This is a genomic window from Thalassospira alkalitolerans, from assembly GCF_002115745.1.
Taxonomy (GTDB): domain Bacteria; phylum Pseudomonadota; class Alphaproteobacteria; order Rhodospirillales; family Thalassospiraceae; genus Thalassospira; species Thalassospira alkalitolerans.
This window is the reverse complement of sequence record NZ_JFKB01000001.1, coordinates 627,264-643,809: the sequence shown is the minus strand read 5'-3', so window position 1 is coordinate 643,809 and position 16,546 is coordinate 627,264. Positions and strand designations below refer to the sequence as shown.

The 16,546-nt window shown below is 50.7% G+C and carries 14 protein-coding genes and 1 tRNA gene; 6 read left to right on the top strand and 9 right to left on the bottom strand.

The genetic code is table 11. The annotated features are described in order from the left end of the window. Positions 1-3 precede the first annotated feature (3 nt). A complete protein-coding gene (locus tag TALK_RS02975; protein WP_085615631.1) occupies positions 4-1,473 on the top strand; it encodes a sensor histidine kinase in 1,470 nt (489 codons plus the stop codon). A gap of 294 nt (positions 1,474-1,767) precedes the next feature. On the opposite strand, the gene TALK_RS02970 is transcribed toward TALK_RS02975, so the two are convergent. After that, the gene (locus TALK_RS02970; RefSeq protein ID WP_085615629.1) at positions 1,768-2,373 is read right to left on the bottom strand and encodes a DNA-3-methyladenine glycosylase I; all 606 of its coding nucleotides are present in this window, start codon (positions 2,371-2,373) and stop codon (positions 1,768-1,770) included. A 167-nt stretch (positions 2,374-2,540) separates the two neighbouring features. After that, the gene (locus tag TALK_RS02965) at positions 2,541-3,989 is read right to left on the bottom strand and encodes a TrkH family potassium uptake protein (RefSeq protein WP_211274757.1); all 1,449 of its coding nucleotides are present in this window, start codon (positions 3,987-3,989) and stop codon (positions 2,541-2,543) included. 344 nt (positions 3,990-4,333) lie between these two features. On the opposite strand from TALK_RS02965, the gene purU reads away from it, so the two are divergent. Next, positions 4,334-5,200, top strand: a complete 867-nt coding sequence (gene purU, locus TALK_RS02960) for a formyltetrahydrofolate deformylase (RefSeq protein ID WP_085615767.1) — start codon at positions 4,334-4,336, stop codon at positions 5,198-5,200. Positions 5,201-5,421: 221 nt separating this feature from the next. Continuing rightward, a complete protein-coding gene (locus tag TALK_RS02955) occupies positions 5,422-6,858 on the top strand; it encodes a sensor domain-containing diguanylate cyclase (RefSeq protein WP_085615625.1) in 1,437 nt (478 codons plus the stop codon). Positions 6,859-6,947: 89 nt separating this feature from the next. Here TALK_RS02955 and TALK_RS02950 read toward each other — a convergent pair whose 3' ends face one another. Together TALK_RS02950 and TALK_RS02945 are read right to left on the bottom strand one after the other, a co-directional pair. After that, the gene (locus TALK_RS02950) at positions 6,948-7,955 is read right to left on the bottom strand and encodes an aspartate-semialdehyde dehydrogenase (protein WP_085615623.1); all 1,008 of its coding nucleotides are present in this window, start codon (positions 7,953-7,955) and stop codon (positions 6,948-6,950) included. Between the two features lie 369 nt (positions 7,956-8,324). Next, positions 8,325-9,743, bottom strand: coding sequence for a TrkH family potassium uptake protein (locus TALK_RS02945; RefSeq protein WP_085615621.1), 1,419 nt, complete (start codon positions 9,741-9,743; stop codon positions 8,325-8,327). Between the two features lie 264 nt (positions 9,744-10,007). Between TALK_RS02945 and TALK_RS02940 the strand changes: the two genes are divergently transcribed. The 3 genes from TALK_RS02940 (at position 10,008) to TALK_RS02930 (ending at position 11,868) form a co-directional block, all read left to right on the top strand. Continuing rightward, positions 10,008-10,724 (top strand): thermonuclease family protein, encoded by a 717-nt coding sequence (locus tag TALK_RS02940; RefSeq protein WP_085615619.1) that lies wholly within the window; start codon positions 10,008-10,010, stop codon positions 10,722-10,724. 76 nt (positions 10,725-10,800) lie between these two features. Next, positions 10,801-11,253, top strand: a complete 453-nt coding sequence (locus TALK_RS02935) for an ArsI/CadI family heavy metal resistance metalloenzyme (RefSeq protein ID WP_085615617.1) — start codon at positions 10,801-10,803, stop codon at positions 11,251-11,253. A gap of 6 nt (positions 11,254-11,259) precedes the next feature. Next, positions 11,260-11,868, top strand: a complete 609-nt coding sequence (locus TALK_RS02930) for a sigma-70 family RNA polymerase sigma factor (RefSeq protein WP_085615615.1) — start codon at positions 11,260-11,262, stop codon at positions 11,866-11,868. A 14-nt stretch (positions 11,869-11,882) separates the two neighbouring features. On the opposite strand, the gene TALK_RS02925 is transcribed toward TALK_RS02930, so the two are convergent. The 5 genes from TALK_RS02925 to TALK_RS02905 all read right to left on the bottom strand — a co-directional run bounded on the left by TALK_RS02925 (position 11,883) and on the right by TALK_RS02905 (position 16,455). Continuing rightward, positions 11,883-11,956 (bottom strand) — tRNA-Gly (locus tag TALK_RS02925). A 124-nt stretch (positions 11,957-12,080) separates the two neighbouring features. Next, positions 12,081-12,560 carry a xanthine phosphoribosyltransferase gene (gene gpt / locus TALK_RS02920; protein ID WP_085615765.1) on the bottom strand — a complete coding sequence of 160 codons (480 nt, stop codon included), beginning with the start codon at positions 12,558-12,560 and terminating at the stop codon, positions 12,081-12,083. A gap of 182 nt (positions 12,561-12,742) precedes the next feature. Then, on the bottom strand, positions 12,743-14,560 hold the full coding sequence (locus tag TALK_RS02915) for a CHASE2 domain-containing protein (RefSeq protein WP_085615613.1): 1,818 nt from the start codon (positions 14,558-14,560) through the stop codon (positions 12,743-12,745). Between the two features lie 6 nt (positions 14,561-14,566). Beyond that, on the bottom strand, positions 14,567-16,030 hold the full coding sequence (locus TALK_RS02910) for a M48 family metallopeptidase (protein WP_085615611.1): 1,464 nt from the start codon (positions 16,028-16,030) through the stop codon (positions 14,567-14,569). A 17-nt stretch (positions 16,031-16,047) separates the two neighbouring features. Then, positions 16,048-16,455: a hypothetical protein gene (locus tag TALK_RS02905; RefSeq protein WP_085615609.1), complete on the bottom strand. Its 408-nt coding sequence runs from the start codon at positions 16,453-16,455 to the stop codon at positions 16,048-16,050. Between the last annotated feature and the right edge of the window lie 91 nt (positions 16,456-16,546).

Sequence of the window (16,546 nt, the reverse complement as noted above, 5' to 3'; positions counted from 1 at the left end):
GTCATGGAACGCCCGCATCTCAAACTGCCCCCATGGGCCAAATCATTATCCGCGCGTCTGCTTGTCCTGACGGTCGGGTTTGTCATGCTGGCCGAGATTTTTGTCTTTGCCCCTTCAGTTGCGCGTTATCGCGTTGATTGGCTTAAGGCACATCTGGATTCCGGATACCTTGCGGCTTTGGCACTTGAAGCCACCCCCGATCAAATGATCCCCGATGACCTTGAAAAAGAACTGCTCTCCAATGCCGGGATCGAAGCTGTTATTTTGCGGCGCGATGACCGTAAATTACTTTTGCAACGCGACGATATGCCCGCCAAGGTCGATTACGATGTCGATCTGACACATTCTTCGATCCTGATGGCGGTGTATGAAGGCCTTTCGACCCTTACACAATCCGATGATCGCATGTTGCGTGTGATGGGCATGCCATCCATGGCCCCGGATTTCGAAATTGAAATACTGGTCCATGAACATGGCCTGGCCAAAGACATGCGTGATTTCGGCTGGCGGGTGATGGGATTGTCGCTGATGATTTCGTTCTTCACCGCCGGGTTGGTCTATTTTGCGTTAAACCGTTTGCTGGTCCGTCCGATGCGAACCCTGACCAGCGACATGATCCGGTTTCGCGAAAATCCACAGGATAGCGGATCGGTTATCGTCCCCGATAACCGCGACGACGAAATTGGCATCGCCCGGCACGAACTTGCCAATATGCAACACGATTTGCAGGCAATGCTTAATCAGCGCCGCCGTCTTGCCGCCCTTGGCACCGCCGCCACCAAAATCAGCCATGATTTACGCAATGCATTGGCAACCTCAATGCTGATGACCGAAAAGCTGGCGCAAAGTGCTGATCAAGAAGTCCGTGCCGTCGTCCCGCGCCTGTTATCGTCGATGGAACGTGCTGTCTATATCAGCGAGCAAACCCTGTCCTTTGCCCGCGAGGCCCCACCTGCTCTCGATATCGCGCGCTTTACTCTGATCGAACTGATCGAAGAAGTCCGCGATCAGGTTCTGCTGCAAAACGGCGATGACAGTTTACTTGGTCCGGACGCCCCAAACACAGCCCGGGAACCCTGCAAGGCCAAAATTCATATCGATCTGCCGATCGAACTTATGGTCGAAGCTGATTACGATCAGCTGTTTCGCGCCTTCAGCAACCTGATCCGCAATCCGCTCGATGCCGGGGCAACCGAAGTCACCGTTCGGACTAGTTCTGGAAATGGCGCCGACCCATCAAATGTCCCTGCCGGTTTGGCTGAAATTCTGATCATTGATAACGGCCCCGGATTACCCGAAAAGGCAATCAAGAACCTGTTTGTGCCCTTTGCCGCAACCGGCAGGAAAGGCGGCACCGGGCTTGGTCTTGCCATCGCACGCGAATTGATCTTGGCCCATAAGGGTGACCTTCGCCTAAGCGCAACAGGACCGGACGGTGCAGTATTCTGCGTTACCTTGCCGGTCATGGCCTAAGTTTCCGGCGTTGCGATACTCCGGCGCTGTGTCCTTGGCAATTCCAATAAATAGATTTTTCCTATCGAATTTAAATTTACATTCGATTTTACCATCAACTATCTATTTGGCACTGTTGGGTCAAGGCGATGCCGGACCGAAATCCCGATCCCCGATCCGCTCCTGACCCACGGTTTGGCATCGCCGCTTTCAAAAGAATAAAAATGATACGGTGCAAAAGCCGTTTAGATGATCCGACCATCCCGATCAGATCAGGACATAGCCCGCGAATTTTCCCCAAAATTACGAACCGTTTTATGGCCGTTTAAAATCACGGCGCGCCTGATCAATCACCGGTCGCATCACACATCCCAGCGCATGATCATTGATCAATCCCATTGCCTGCATAAAGGCATAAACCGTCGTTGGCCCGACAAACTTCCACCCGCGTTTTTTCAAATCCTTGGAAATTGCCACAGATGCATCCGAGGTCGACGCCATCTGTGGCGTACCAAGCTGCCTGCTATCAGGTTCAAACCGCCAGAAATAAGCTGCCAATGACCCTTCGTCCGCCACCATTTCCTGTGCGCGTTTGGCATTGTTGATCACGGCTTCGATCTTGCCGCGATGGCGGATAATCCCCTTATCGCCCAGCAAATCTTCAACGTCGCTTTCGGTGAATTGCGCCACACGGTCAAAGTCGAAATCATGAAAGGCCGCGCGAAAATTCTCGCGCTTGGCCAAAATGGTGCGCCAGCTTAGGCCCGATTGAAACCCTTCCAGACAGACCTTTTCAAACAACCGCCGGTCATCACCAACCGGGAAACCCCATTCGGTATCATGATAGGCAACGAATTCCGGCGCAGCATCACACCAGCGACACCGCGTTTTGCCATCTGCACTTACCGTTGTTGCAGTCACTATTCTGTGTCCGTTTTAGAGATGCGCCGCAATCACCCTATCAGGGACCCCAAACGTTCATCGTTTGAACCAGATCATTTCCAATGCCTTCCCTTCCGAGATCACAAAGTTCTCAAGCAAACAAACCTGCCCGATGAAGGAATTTTGTCACATCATTGGCTGAAAAATCAATCGCGCCAGAAAGCCGGGAACAGCAACACCAGAACGGTAAAGACTTCCAACCGCCCGATTAGCATCCCGATCGACATCAACCATTTCGCCCCGTCCGGCAGGGTCGCAAAGTTGCCCGACGGACCAACAATCGGGCCAAGCCCCGGCCCAACATTGGCAATCGCCGTCCCGGCACTGGAAACGGCGGTGACGAAATCAAGCCCCATCGCCCCCAATCCTGCGGCCAAAATGACAAAACAGAAAACGAATAGGAAAAAGAAGCTCAGCACCGATTCCGTGACATCCTCGGAAAGGGGTTTGCGATTATAGTACGCAATGAAAACGCCATGCGGGCGCAGCATATGCGACAACTGGATCTTGGCAATTTCATACAACACCTGCAGACGGAAAATCTTGACCCCACAGGTGGTTGATCCGGCACATCCACCAATAAACATGACAAAGAAAAACACCGTCACCGCAAACGGGCCCCAAAGCCCGTAATCGGTGGTGGCGTATCCGGTCCCGGTCATCACCGAAACAATATTAAACGATGTATAACGCAACGCATGAAAGAACCCGACACCATTGGTTTCTGAATGCCAAAGCGTCAGGCCCAGAACAATCGATCCCGCAATTGCCATGAACCAATGCACCTGTGCATCGTTAAACAATGCAAACACTTTGCCACGCAGGATTTGCAAATACAGAATAAAGGGCAAGGCCCCGGTCATCATGCCAAGCGTAATGATGGCATCAATCGCCGCACTGTCAAAATGGCCGACCGATGCATCCTTCGTCGAAAACCCGCCGGTTGCAATCGTCGTCATCGCATGCGCAATTGCATCAAACGGCGTCATCCCCGCCCACCACAACAAGACCGCCCATATCACGGTAAAGCAAAGATAAAGTACCGCGATGCCCATCGCAATTTGCGTTGCCCGTGGGAACGCCTTGTCGGATTTATCCGAGTTTTCCATACGAAACAGCTGCATCCCGCCAACGCGCAGCATTGGCATAACGGCAATCGCCATCACAATAATACCAATCCCGCCAAGCCATTGCAGCAAGGCCCGCCACAGCAAAATCCCCTGCGGGGCGGTATCCAAACCGACAATCACCGTCGATCCCGTGGTTGAAATACCCGACATTGCTTCGAAAAACGCGTCGGTATAGCTCATATCAAGGTCGGAAAAGGCAAATGGCAGGGCCGAAACCGCTGTCAGAACCAACCAGCTTGCGGTTGTCAGAATAAAAGCCTGACGCGATGTAATTTTAAGATTGTCCGTCCGGTTCATCATAACCAGCGCGCCACCGATAAACAGCGACACGGCCGACGCCGCCGAAAATACCAGCCAGTCACTTTGACCATAATAAAGATCGACCAGTGCCGGGACAAACATCCCGATCGACAGGGTACAAAGCAAAATGCCGATAATAAAAAGGATTGGACGAAAATCGATCAATGAAAAACCCCGTAACATGTTTTGCGCCCATCTCTTGGATAAAGGCACCACATGTGTTCGCAAATGTGTCTGTTAATCTGCACTGCATAACCGAGAAACGGGTTCGGATGCATCATCTTCCGTCACGCAAAGCGGAATTCTTGGCATATGCCGGGGGAATGTCCAGCTTTTAAACGCATCAGTTGATCGTGATCACGCGCCAAACCCTTGATCGGTCGGCCATGTTAATTGCGTCTATCTGTCCTTGCATAATCAACGTTCGGACAATTGCGGGTTGGCATGATCAGCCAAGGCCGCTATATCGCTTGATGTCCGAAAATTCAAAATCGAAAGACAAAGCGGAAATGTCTGAACTCGCCAAAACCTTTATCTTGACGATCACCTGCCCGGATACCTTTGGGATCGTTGCCGGTGTCACAAGCTTCCTTGCAGAGGAAGGCGCGTTTGTCACCAAGCTGGAACAGTTTGGCGACACCAGCAGCAACCGCTTTTTCATGCGTATAAAATTTGATACCGGTCGCGCCTTGCGCAGCGAATCTGAATTTTCCGACAAATTCACCACCATCGCCGACAGATTCACCATGCAGTGGAAACTGCATGACTTCCATCGCAAGCCAAAAGTCCTGCTGATGGTGTCCAAATTCGGCCATTGCCTGAATGATATGCTGCACCGTGTCGCGTCAAACAACGTCCATATCGAAATTCCGGCCATTGTTTCAAACCACGAAGACATGCGTGGCATCGTCGAATGGTACGGCATTCCTTATTATCACCTGCCGGTCACCAAAGACACCAGAACAGCCCAGGAAGCCCGGCTGCTTGACATTATTGCCGATCACGATGCCGACCTGATCGGGCTGGCACGTTATATGCAGGTTCTGTCAACCGATCTGTGCCGCGAACTTGAAGGCCGGTGCATCAATATCCACCATTCCTTCCTGCCCAGTTTCAAGGGGGCGAAACCCTATCATCAGGCCCATGCACGCGGTGTGAAGCTGATCGGGGGCACCGCGCATTATGTAACGGCGGATCTTGACGAAGGTCCTATCATTCATCAGGCAGTCGAACGGGTGGATCACACCATGACCGCCGAAGACATGGTTGAAATTGGCCGCGATATTGAATCCGTCGTCTTTTCCCGGGCCATTCAAATGCATTGCGAACACCGCGTCTTTCGCAATGGCAACAAAACGGTCGTCTTCCGCCGCTAAATTCCGAACCGGCAATATTTCATTTCACCATAAACCGTCGCATCACATGATCGGCGGTTTATTTGTTTTCCAGCAATACGACCTCTAGCATTGACGATTGAAATTCGACCAAAAGGCAGATGGAAACGGCCCCCATTTTCGAATAGATTAGGCATACGGAATTTAAATTTTCCGAAATAACAATAACTTGTAACGAACTGCGCTGACTTGGGGAGCTTCCCGTGCCGGGAAAGAAAATCTATTTTGCCGTCGTGTTGTGCGTCCTGCTTGTTGTCGGTTTCCTGACCACAAGTTTTGTCAGCTTCTATGTTGCACGCCAGTCGCTGGAACATCAGATTGCCGAAAGCACCTTGCCGCTTACCAGCGACAATATTTATTCTGAAATCCAGCGTGATTTGCTTCAGCCGATTTTCATATCGTCCCTGATGGCGCAGGATACATTCGTACGTGACTGGACCCTGTCGGGCGAAGAAGACCCCCAACAGATCATTCGCTATCTCGGCGAAATCCAGATGCGCTACGATACTGTAACGTCCTATTTCATCTCGGAAAAAACCCGGAACTACTATCACCCGACCGGGGTGATCAAACAGGTCTCCGAAGATGACCCCGCCGATTCCTGGTATTTTCAGGCGCGCAACAATCAAAAACCATACGAAATCAATGTTGATAGCGACACCGCTGACCGTTCCCGACTGGCGGTTTTCGTCAATTATCAAGTCCGTGACTATGACGGCAATGTCATTGGCATCACTGGCGTTGGCCTTTCGGTCAATTCGGTTACCCGCCTGATCGAGACCTATCAAAAGCGGTACGGCAGAACGATTTATTTCGTCGATAAGGAAGGCCGCATCACCTTGCATGGCAGTGGATTTGGCACGTCAGGCACGCTGCATGACCGTGAAGGCATTCGCATCCATGCGACCCAAATACTGACATCACCAGGGGCCTCGATCACCTACGAGGACCACGGCGAAACCTATTTCGTCAACAGCCGCCTGGTCCCGGAATTTGGCTGGTTGCTACTGGTTGAACAAAGGGAACATATTGGCGATCAACAGATCGAAACCACCTTCCTGATCAATATCGCAGTATCATTGCTGATTACGGCAATCGTCAGCATTGCGGCCTATCTGACAATCCGCAATTATCAAGGCCGCCTCGAAGAACTAGCATCACGGGATAAGTTGACAGGTGCGTGCAACCGTCAGGTTTTTGATCTGGTATTTGACAATGTGGCAAAGTCTTGCAAACGGCGCGATGAAACGCTTGGCGTTGTCTGTATCGACCTTGATGAATTCAAGGACGTCAACGATACCTTCGGTCATCCCGGTGGCGATGCGACACTTCGCGAAGTTGCCTCGATCATCCGCCGCCATTCACGTGATTCCGATACCCTGTGCCGCTGGGGCGGGGATGAATTTATTCTGTTATTGCCGGGGCTTGATCGCAAGGACACCATCGCCAAGGCACGCGAAATCGCTGATGCCATCCGCGAAAACCCTGTCCGTTTTGGCCGCGACAACATCATGACCACCGCCAGCGCCGGCATCACCGAATATCGTAACGGCGAAGAATTCGAAACCGTGATCACCCGCGTCGATAATGCACTTTATACCGCCAAAAGTGCCGGTCGCGATCATATCTCGTTCGCCTGACCAAATCGGTTCCACTCAATCCGAAATGCAAAAACGGCCCCGAAATCGGGGCCGTTTTCTTATCATCTGCAATGTATTGATCGGGTTGATCAATCCGCGATATAGGCCTCGGCGATCTGCACCGCGTTCAGGGCCGCGCCTTTAAGCAACTGATCTCCGGCAACAAACAGTTCCAAACCATGATCACCAAAAATCAGATTGGTCCGAATACGGCCGACTTCGACGTCATACTGTTTCGTCGCATTGATCGGCATCGGATAAACATTATTTGCCGGATCATCGACCAGTTTCACACCCTTGGCCTTGGCCAAGGCTTCGCGGGCCGCCGCCGGGGTGACAACCTTTTCGGTTTCAATCACGATGGCCTCGGAATGGGTCCGCTCGATCGGGATACGAACTGCGGTGCAGGACACCGCCAAATTCGGTTCACCAAAAATCTTGCGGGTTTCCCACGTGACTTTCATCTCTTCGCGGGTATAGCCATTTTCCTGGAAGCTATCGATATGCGGAATGACGTTAAAAGCCAGTGGATGGGCAAATACTTCGGCCGAAACCGGCTTGCCTTCAAGACCTGCAGCAAGACCTTCACGCAACTCGTTCATGCCCGGCTGACCGGCACCAGATGCCGCCTGATAGGTCGAAACGATGACTTTTTTCAAACCGAATGCCTGATGCAACGGCCACAGAGCCACCGCCGCAATTGCGGTCGTGCAATTCGGGTTGGCAATCAACTTGGCAGTCTTGGCAAGCGCACCATTGATTTCCGGCACGATCAACGGCACGTCGTCATCCATACGGAATGCTGACGAGTTATCGATCACCAAGGCGCCCTTCGCAATCTGCGGGGCAAATTCCTTGGCGAAATCACCGGAAACGGCAAGGAAGACAATGTCGCACTGCTTGGCTTCTTCAACCGAAAACAGGGCGATGGTCTTAGTGCCGTACTTAGTCTCCATGGTCTTGCCTGCCGAGCGCTCGGATGCGAACAGGGTGAGTTCACCCACAGGAAAGTTGCGATCAAACATAACATTGATCAGCTCGACGCCAACCGCACCGGTTGCGCCAATCACACCGACATGGAGATTTTCGGCACTCATAATAATTGTCTAACCTCGTCTAAAAATTAATGTCGTATTCGCCTGTCGCGATTGCTCGCGGGCCGCGCATTATAGGGATTTATCGGGCGAAGGCAAATGCACCTTGCTGCATCGCACGCATGCGCAGCAATCTTAAAAGCCAAACGCAAGCCTGAATGACTTGTTCCTGTCTTTTTTCATAGGGATTTGCGCAAGATTCATCCCATTGGGGTTTTCCCCCAATAACCGCAATCACAGCACATCATTCAGTGAAACCACGGTTGCCTGACGGGTTTCGAGATAGCAGGCCAAACACGCATTACGATGTATTGCCGTGAAATAGCCGATAAAATCGGCGCACAACTGCGAGTGATCAAACTGCCATAAAAATCAGTCGCGCCAGAATGCTGGCATGAACAGTACCAAAAGGGTCTCGAACTCAAGACGCCCCAGCACCATCGCAACATCAAGGATCCATTTTGCCGCATCCGGCAATGACTGGAAAGTCCCCGCCGGACCAACAATCGGTCCAAGCCCCGGCCCAACATTGGCAAGGGCTGTTGCCGCCGCACTCATCGATGTCACGAGATCAAGCCCGGTCAGGCCCAGTGCCACACTGACGGAGATATAGCTGATCGTCAGCAAGAAGACATAAACCGTCACCGCGTTATAGATGTCAGACGTGATTTCATGGCGGTCGATCCGGCTGACAACCACCGCCGATGGGCTCCGCAACCGCGTGAAATGAGCCCGCAATCCGGTAAACACGACATACAAGCGGAACATCTTGAACCCGCCGGATGTCGATCCGGAACACCCGCCGATAAAAGTTGCAAAGAAGAACAGCATGATCGCTGCCGGTCCCCATTGCAAATAGTCACCCGACGCATAGCCGGTCGTTGTGATCACCGAAACAAGATTAAACGCTGCCATGGTCAGCGACCGAAAGAACCCGTCATCGGAAATATGCAACAGTCGCACGGTCAAAAGGCCGGTCAGAACGGCAATGATCAGACAGAACAAACGAATTTGCTGATTACCCGAAATCGCACGAAAGTCGCGTTTACGCGCCAGAACCGCATAGGCGGTAAAGGGCAGCCCCCCGGCAAACATGAATAAGATGGCAACCCAATGCAGCATCAGGCTGCTGTCAAACTTGGCAAAAGACAGATCCGACGTGGCATAGCCCCCGGTCGAAAGGGTCGTCATGCCGTAATTAATTGCATCGAACCAATTCATGCCAAAGATGCGGTACAACACCATGCAGACAAGGCTCAGCAACACATAGATCACCACAATCTGCAGCGCCATGTCGCGGATACGCGGGCTGAGTTTTTCCGATCGGTCCGAACTCTCCATCTGAAACAGTTGCATCCCGCCAACCCGCATCATCGGCAACAGGGCAAGCGCTGTCACGATGATCCCGATCCCGCCCAGCCATTGCATGATCGACCGCCAAAGCAAAAGCCCCGGTGGCAACGCATCAAGCCCCGACAGGATCGTTGATCCGGTCGTGGTCAAACCCGATACGGTTTCAAAAACCGCATCGCAAAAACTAAGTTCAAGCGAGGAAAACCAAAGCGGCAATGCGCCCGTCAGGCTGATCGCAATCCAGGAAAACACCGTCAGAACATACCCCTGACGTGCCGTTACACGCGGACCGATTTCCGACCGGCAGGCAAGACAAGCCATACCGCCAAGACCGATACTGGTCATCGAGGCCTGGGCAAAAATCTTCCAGTCCGGGTTACCGTAAAAAAGATCAACACCAGCCGGGATCATCATCGACACACCGATGATGATAACCATGATACCTACGACGAAGAAAATGGGCTGTAATCGAAACAAGAATTATGTCCATGACACATTCGGAAAATCTGCTTGTAACGCCAAATCACCGCCTTTGCATCCAGTTATCGAACGGCAACCACATCAATTAATCCAAGAACCGTACATTCCCTGAGTTTGCGAGCCATTATTTTGCCGTTGTTTTCAACTGTTCTTTCCAAAGCCATTCGTGCCATTCTGTATCGGTGAACCATCGCCCGTCCCCTTGCATCATTCGAGGTACCTTTGATCCGTATATCCCGCCTGATTGCCATCGCCGCCATCCTGACACTCGGCATTGCCGGGATTGTTTCCTATGGCACCCATGCCGGGGCGGCGGCAAACCGCCCGGCCCCCGAAGGCACGATGGTCTCAAACGGACGCGATGTTAAGATCATTGACGGCGATACCATTCAAATTAACGGCCAGATCCTTGATATCGCCGGTATCGATGCCCCGGAACTGGGCCAGCAATGCCAACACAATGGCAGTTTCTGGGATTGCGGCATGTCGTCGGCCATGCAGCTTCGCAAATATTTCGCGATGGCACCGTTCCCGGTGCGTTGCTGGCCGGGACATGAAGATGAAAACACCCCAATCCGCGACATTCCGATTGCCGAATGCGGCATTGGGGACCGTGATATCGGGGCCGCGATGGTGATTGACGGCGAAGCATTGCCGGTCCCGGAATATTCACACCACTATGACCAACTATCAGCCGAAGCCGCCAACGCCGAAATCGGCATCCATGGCGGCAAAATTGTTCCGCCTGCGGACTGGCGCAATGGCACCCGCCTTAAGGGCGAGGAAAATCGCTGTCTGTATATCGAGGACGGCAACGGCCATTACCTTAGCGCGCTTGACCCCGCATTTGAAAAACTGGTCGAAACAAATCATCCCAAACTCTGCAGTGATGAAGAGGCACGTGCCAAAGGGCTAAGCTATCTTCCACTTGCACCTTAAAATTTGCCATCTACCTGCATCTTTTCTGCCAGCACGACGTCTTTAAGGGTATCAACATTTTACTCAGGAGACTGAAATGCGCCTTCAACTTGCCCTGAACGTCCCCGATCTTGCGGCTGCCATCACTTTTTATAGCGATATGTTCGGGGTATCCGTCCACAAACAGCGTCCGGGATATGCCAATTTCGAAATCACCGAACCGCCCCTAAAACTGGTTTTGTTCGAAAACACGGATGCCCAAGCCAAACACCATCTCAACCATATTGGTGTTGAATGTGAAGACCGCTCAGCCCTTGAAACTGCCGCTATTCACATGACGGCCAAGGGCCTGACACCGGGTAACATCTTGAAAACCGGATGTTGTCACGCGACGCAGGATAAAATGTGGATCACAGGGCCAGACGACCTTTCTTGGGAATGGTATCATGTTCTTGATGATAATCCTGACCCGGAATTTGCCCTTGATAAGGCTCCCACAACAAAATGCTGTGGTACGGAAATCAAACCCGATACCACTTGCTGCGCATAAGGTCCCATGACCCTACCGATCAGCCAAGAAACAGTACATTCTCCGGACTGGCAGGCCCTGAAAAAGGGCCTGCTAGGTTATGTTCACAAGCGCGTACCCGAACGCGATTGTGATGACGTGGTTGCCGATATTCTTGAGGCAATCATCCGTCACAGAGCAAAATTACAACACTCCGATAACCCATCAGCATGGATCTATGCCATCGCCAAAAACAAAATTACGGACCATTTCCGCAAAACGGCACGGCGTCACAATAATCTTAAAGACGCAATGAATGATCCAACTTTCAATGTTGCCGACCAACAGATCAACAAAGACGACATCATGTCGATTTCCGGGTTGGCCATTTGCCTATCCCCATTGATTGCCGGGATGGATCGACAGGATCGTTTGATCCTAAAAGCTATCGATCTTGAAGAAATGCGCCAGACAGATTATGCGGCACATCACGGCATCATCCTGCCAACAGTCAAATCCCGCATTCAACGTGCGCGCCAAAGGTTACGTAATCGACTGCTTGCCTGTTGCCCGGACGGATCAGCCCAGCCAAATCAAAATTGCGCACAGGGATGCGGCCCCGAAAATCAATGCGGTGGTGATGGTAACGTCATCTAAATTTTATGAAAATTTGGAGCGGGTGAAGGGAATCGAACCCTCGTATGCAGCTTGGGAAGCTGCCGTTCTACCATTGAACTACACCCGCTTAACGGCGCGTTTTATATCCCGGTTTCAGGTCAGGTGCAAGCCCATCCCCGATACCGGGATCATTTAATTTGGTGCGGTGCCAACCGCCATTTTGCACCGTCTATCAATCAGCGCGAAACAACTTATCGGGCGCGTTCAGAGATCGGCGCGTTTACCGACAACTCCATATCCCATGGGAAATAGATCCAGGTATCCTGCGAAACTTCAGTGATAAAGCTATCAACGATATCGCGTCCCAGTGGTTTGGCATAAACCGTGGCAAAATGCGCCTTTGGCAGTTTTTCACGCACAGCCTTGGCGGTTTTGCCAGTATCAACCAGATCGTCGATAATCAACATATCCGTGCCATCACCTTCAACACCTTTAAGCCATTCAAGATCGCCGCGAGTTTTGTCGGCATAGCTGCGAATGCACACGGTATCAATCAGACGGATATCAAGTTCGCGCGCGATGATCGCCGCCGGAACGAGCCCGCCACGGGTAATCGCGATAATGCCCTTATACGGGCCCTTTTCCAACAAACGCCACGCCAGTGCACGTGCATCGCGATGCATCTGTTCCCAGGAAACCGGGAAACCTTTGTTATAAGCTGCTTCGCTCACAAGCATTCTCCTGCGCAAAAACCAGATCGCCAAACCGGTCCGCGCCCCATCGCGACATACGAGGTTCACCGGACAGTCATAAAGCGTCATTCATAAATTAAGGCGTTTTCCTACGCTGAGTCACGATCAATGACAAGGTCTGGTTACGATCAGAAACGCAGCCTGCCTAAACGATCCTTCTTTTAGGAGGCTTTTTCATCCCCTTCTTCATGCTCACTGCCACGAAACAATGAAGCAACAAAAACAGGATAGGTCACAAACGCCAAGCCAAGAATGCCAAGCCAATTGGCCGGTGCCAAAGCTAGATAGCTATATTCAAGCCAGAACGCACTGCTTACGACGATGCCACAAACAATTACCGCATCTAATAGCAACAAAAAAAGTACGAATAACGTACGCCAAAGCGGCTTCCTATATTTGGCTTTGCCAAGATTCTCTGGAATATTCCAAATGACATTCTTCGCAGCATTGAATTTGTGACGCCAAAAACTGCCCAAACCAAAAAACTTAATTGTTCTGGATTTCGTCATTGGCGATGGCCAATATTTCCGCATAATCCACATAACAGTAAGCCGGAAACCAAAAACCAAAATCAGCGTAACGATTTCAATGCTGTCGATATCCAGCCCAAACTTACCGAATACAGGCCATCTGACAATGGCCTGATCCGAAAGGTATCCCCAACCATTTGTCAGCAGGTTTTCAAGCGCCATCGCATGTAAATAAACCCCCGCGACTCCTGCATCGATTGTTGGTGGCTGGATAACATCCTGAAACCCTTGAAGGTTAAAACCATACATCACAACCCGACCTGCGAACTCGCTGCGCCATGTACGGCCACTAAAAGTTCCGCTGTCTTGATCATCATCGAATGTAGCAGGCTTGGGGGCTTCAAATAAGACATGAGCCGACGAAATGGTATCAAACGGCACGCACCTTACTTCAGGACGCTCGCCAACCCCCAAAACATAACCAATATTGCGAATAACCTGTTGCCATGAAGAGATATCTGACTGGTTTGCAGCAGGGCACCGATAAGGATGACCTAAATTTTGATCTTTATCTTCATCCTGAAGGTCCGCGTTCAACACACCAGACGTCCAACCGTCGTAGGCTGATTGCTTTTCCGGCCAAATCAGTGACATCAATCTATCACGGCTATATTCTCGCCAAGCATCTGTAATGCCATACAATTTTTCTTTTCCGTCATAGGAAATCACGCCATCGCAATTCCAGTTCTTTACAACATTTTTGCTACCCTTTTCAGACGCCTGCAGCTTAGCTTTGCGCAAGCATAGATCCTCATACAGGGTCAATGCAGCAGACTTCAGGTAACTTTGATCTGCATTATGGCTATCATTCTGATTGGGTTTATCCGGATAAAGGCTATACGAAATTCCCCGAACATCCGACTGGCTCTTGGCATCTCCCCAACCGGCGACCGGCGTCACATACGCAGCCAATTCCTCAAGAACTTCGTTCTGCTCCCAACTTTTAAGCTCTGCCGCCGTAATAAAAACGGGAATACCACTTTCATGGTATTTTTTTAACACCAACATCAGCCTGTTCAGGCTTTGATCGAGAACATAGTTTTGGGGATAATTCCCCGCGTTCTCTGCTCCCACGTCGGGACCAGGTGGGCCTCGGCGATCCCGCAAGGTGAAATCCAGAAAAACAGCAAGCGGCTGTTCATAAAAAATGCCATCCAGCACCCTTGCATGCAAACCATACGGAACAGGCCAACTTGATCGCATATCCCGAAGCGCATCATCATCAACAATAACGACACCAATCGTGTCGGTATTTTCGGCCTCGTAAACCACACTCGAAAAAATACGATTAAAAAGCGCATAGGAATATTCGTCGACCGGCCTTGATATTTCTTCAGGCTCAAGCCGCATCAAAAGCCAGGCCCCAAGAACCACCGTTCCAATCCAACCAACATAACGCCAGCGCGGCACCAGACGTACGCTTGGTTTATCTTGATCTTTCTTGCTCATGCCTGATTAATTTCCACGCATACCGCTACAAAGTGCGCGCTGCTGGGGGTAACGAACCGTACATCCCATCACGAGCTCGTTGGCACGAACCGAATTACCGCTTTGCTTCACACGGGGATACAGGAATTCATATGCCTCAATCGGCCAATTGTAATAGGCAGCAACTGCTTCAATTCGTGAAACAGCAATATCGGTTTCCCCAAGCGAGTCCTGAAGTACTGCCCGTTTGATCTCAAATGGCAAAGGCAAATAATCCTCGCTTTTGACCAAATTAATATTCTGGATCGCCTTTTTCCGCTCACCCTGCTTTTCTCGCAGATTGGCAAAGGCCCAACGAACATAGGGATGTGTCGATGTATCGCCACTGACAGCTATTCGGGCTTCTTTTTCAAGCGCCCTGAAATCTATATTTTCATCCTCTTTCTGCAAAGCAGCCATGATGCCATTCGCCACATCATATTTGTGCAGAATATCCCGGTTCGCCTTAACCAGATTAGTAAAATTCTGAGTTTGTACCGATGTCCGGCGCATAGCCGAATATTCGCGCATGTTATAAGCAAAGATAGCCTCTGCCCGCTCTTTTGCCTCACCATGACGGTCCGCAAACTTATCCTGCAGAGATGTTAATGCATCTGAAAACTCCGTCAAAACCTGATTGAGCAACGCATTATCATTATTTTTCTGGGTGGCATCGAATTCTGCAGCTAACTGTTTTTCAAGTTGGTTCCGCGTATCCTGAAATAGGTTGTCATACTGCTGTTCGTATTTATCGAGCACCTCAAAGAAACGATCTGCTTCTGTAGGATTGTATCCGGCGCGCACCATCAGATCGACACCCATATGATCAGCTTCGCGCTCATCAGCGCGATCCCATACCGGCAGCAAAAGATCACGTGTCAGGATGTCACTACCATAAAGCTGGAATGCCTTGCGCGTCTGATCACCACCGCCCGAACGCGACACAGCAACATCGACCGCCGTGACCAAATAAGGACGAAGGCTTCGCAACAGTGAATCCGGATTATGTTGCAAAATAACGTGGCTGTATTCATGTGCCAAAACAAATGCAAGTTGATCTTCCGACTGCAAATAATTGAATACAGAATGATGAAGAAAAATCATGTTCTCGGGTAATGCCATCGCCCCGGCACTGGCATTTGCTAAAAGGTAAACCTTCACCGACCTTGTCGGTTCAGGAGAAGTGGCAATTATCTTATCAAGCACCGTCTGCGCATAATCCTGTAGGCCCCCCAAAGGGGCAATGCCCTTGGAATTTGCGAGCACTTCAAGCTTTGCCTGATGAATTTCTTCTGCACTGAATGGTTTGATTTCCGGCACAGCAACCGTATCAATATATTTCCCTTCGTCCGGAATCGAGCTTAAAAAAGGAAGATCAATCCCCGTCTGGTTGGTTACACAACCGGCAAGCGCAAAAGCCACCGCGAACAGCGGAATATATGATTTTTTCATGGTATTTCCGAAAATGATCAATTTTTACAAACGACTTCGGTCCCGGCACCACGACCAAGATTTCCCGTTGCCGTAGCTTGACTGGCGTCACATGTGATCTCAACCTTGCTGTTTTCCGCTTCGATCAGAACTTGATCCCCAGCAACCCAGTAATCATTCGGGTCACCTTCAAACCGAATATGATGCATGCGGCCTGCAACAGTTGATGTGCCGAAATATTGGACGACTTTTGGAAATTGATCGCTATTACGTGCCCCCAGCACCGGGTCCTGAGCCCCCGGTCCCGCGTATAATTCAACCTTGTACTTGGGGTGCTTGATTTCTGCTTTGGACACAACAAAATCCGCAGCGTAGGAATGGTTTCTTCCTACATCAAAAATCAGAACTGCCAACAGAATTACAAAATATATGAAGAATCGCTGCAAGTGCCCCTCCCCCTTCGAAATCCCCCTTTAAAGTTGAGTATTCTTGCATAAACACAACAAGAAACTGAACTACTCATAAGGCTAGAGAAAA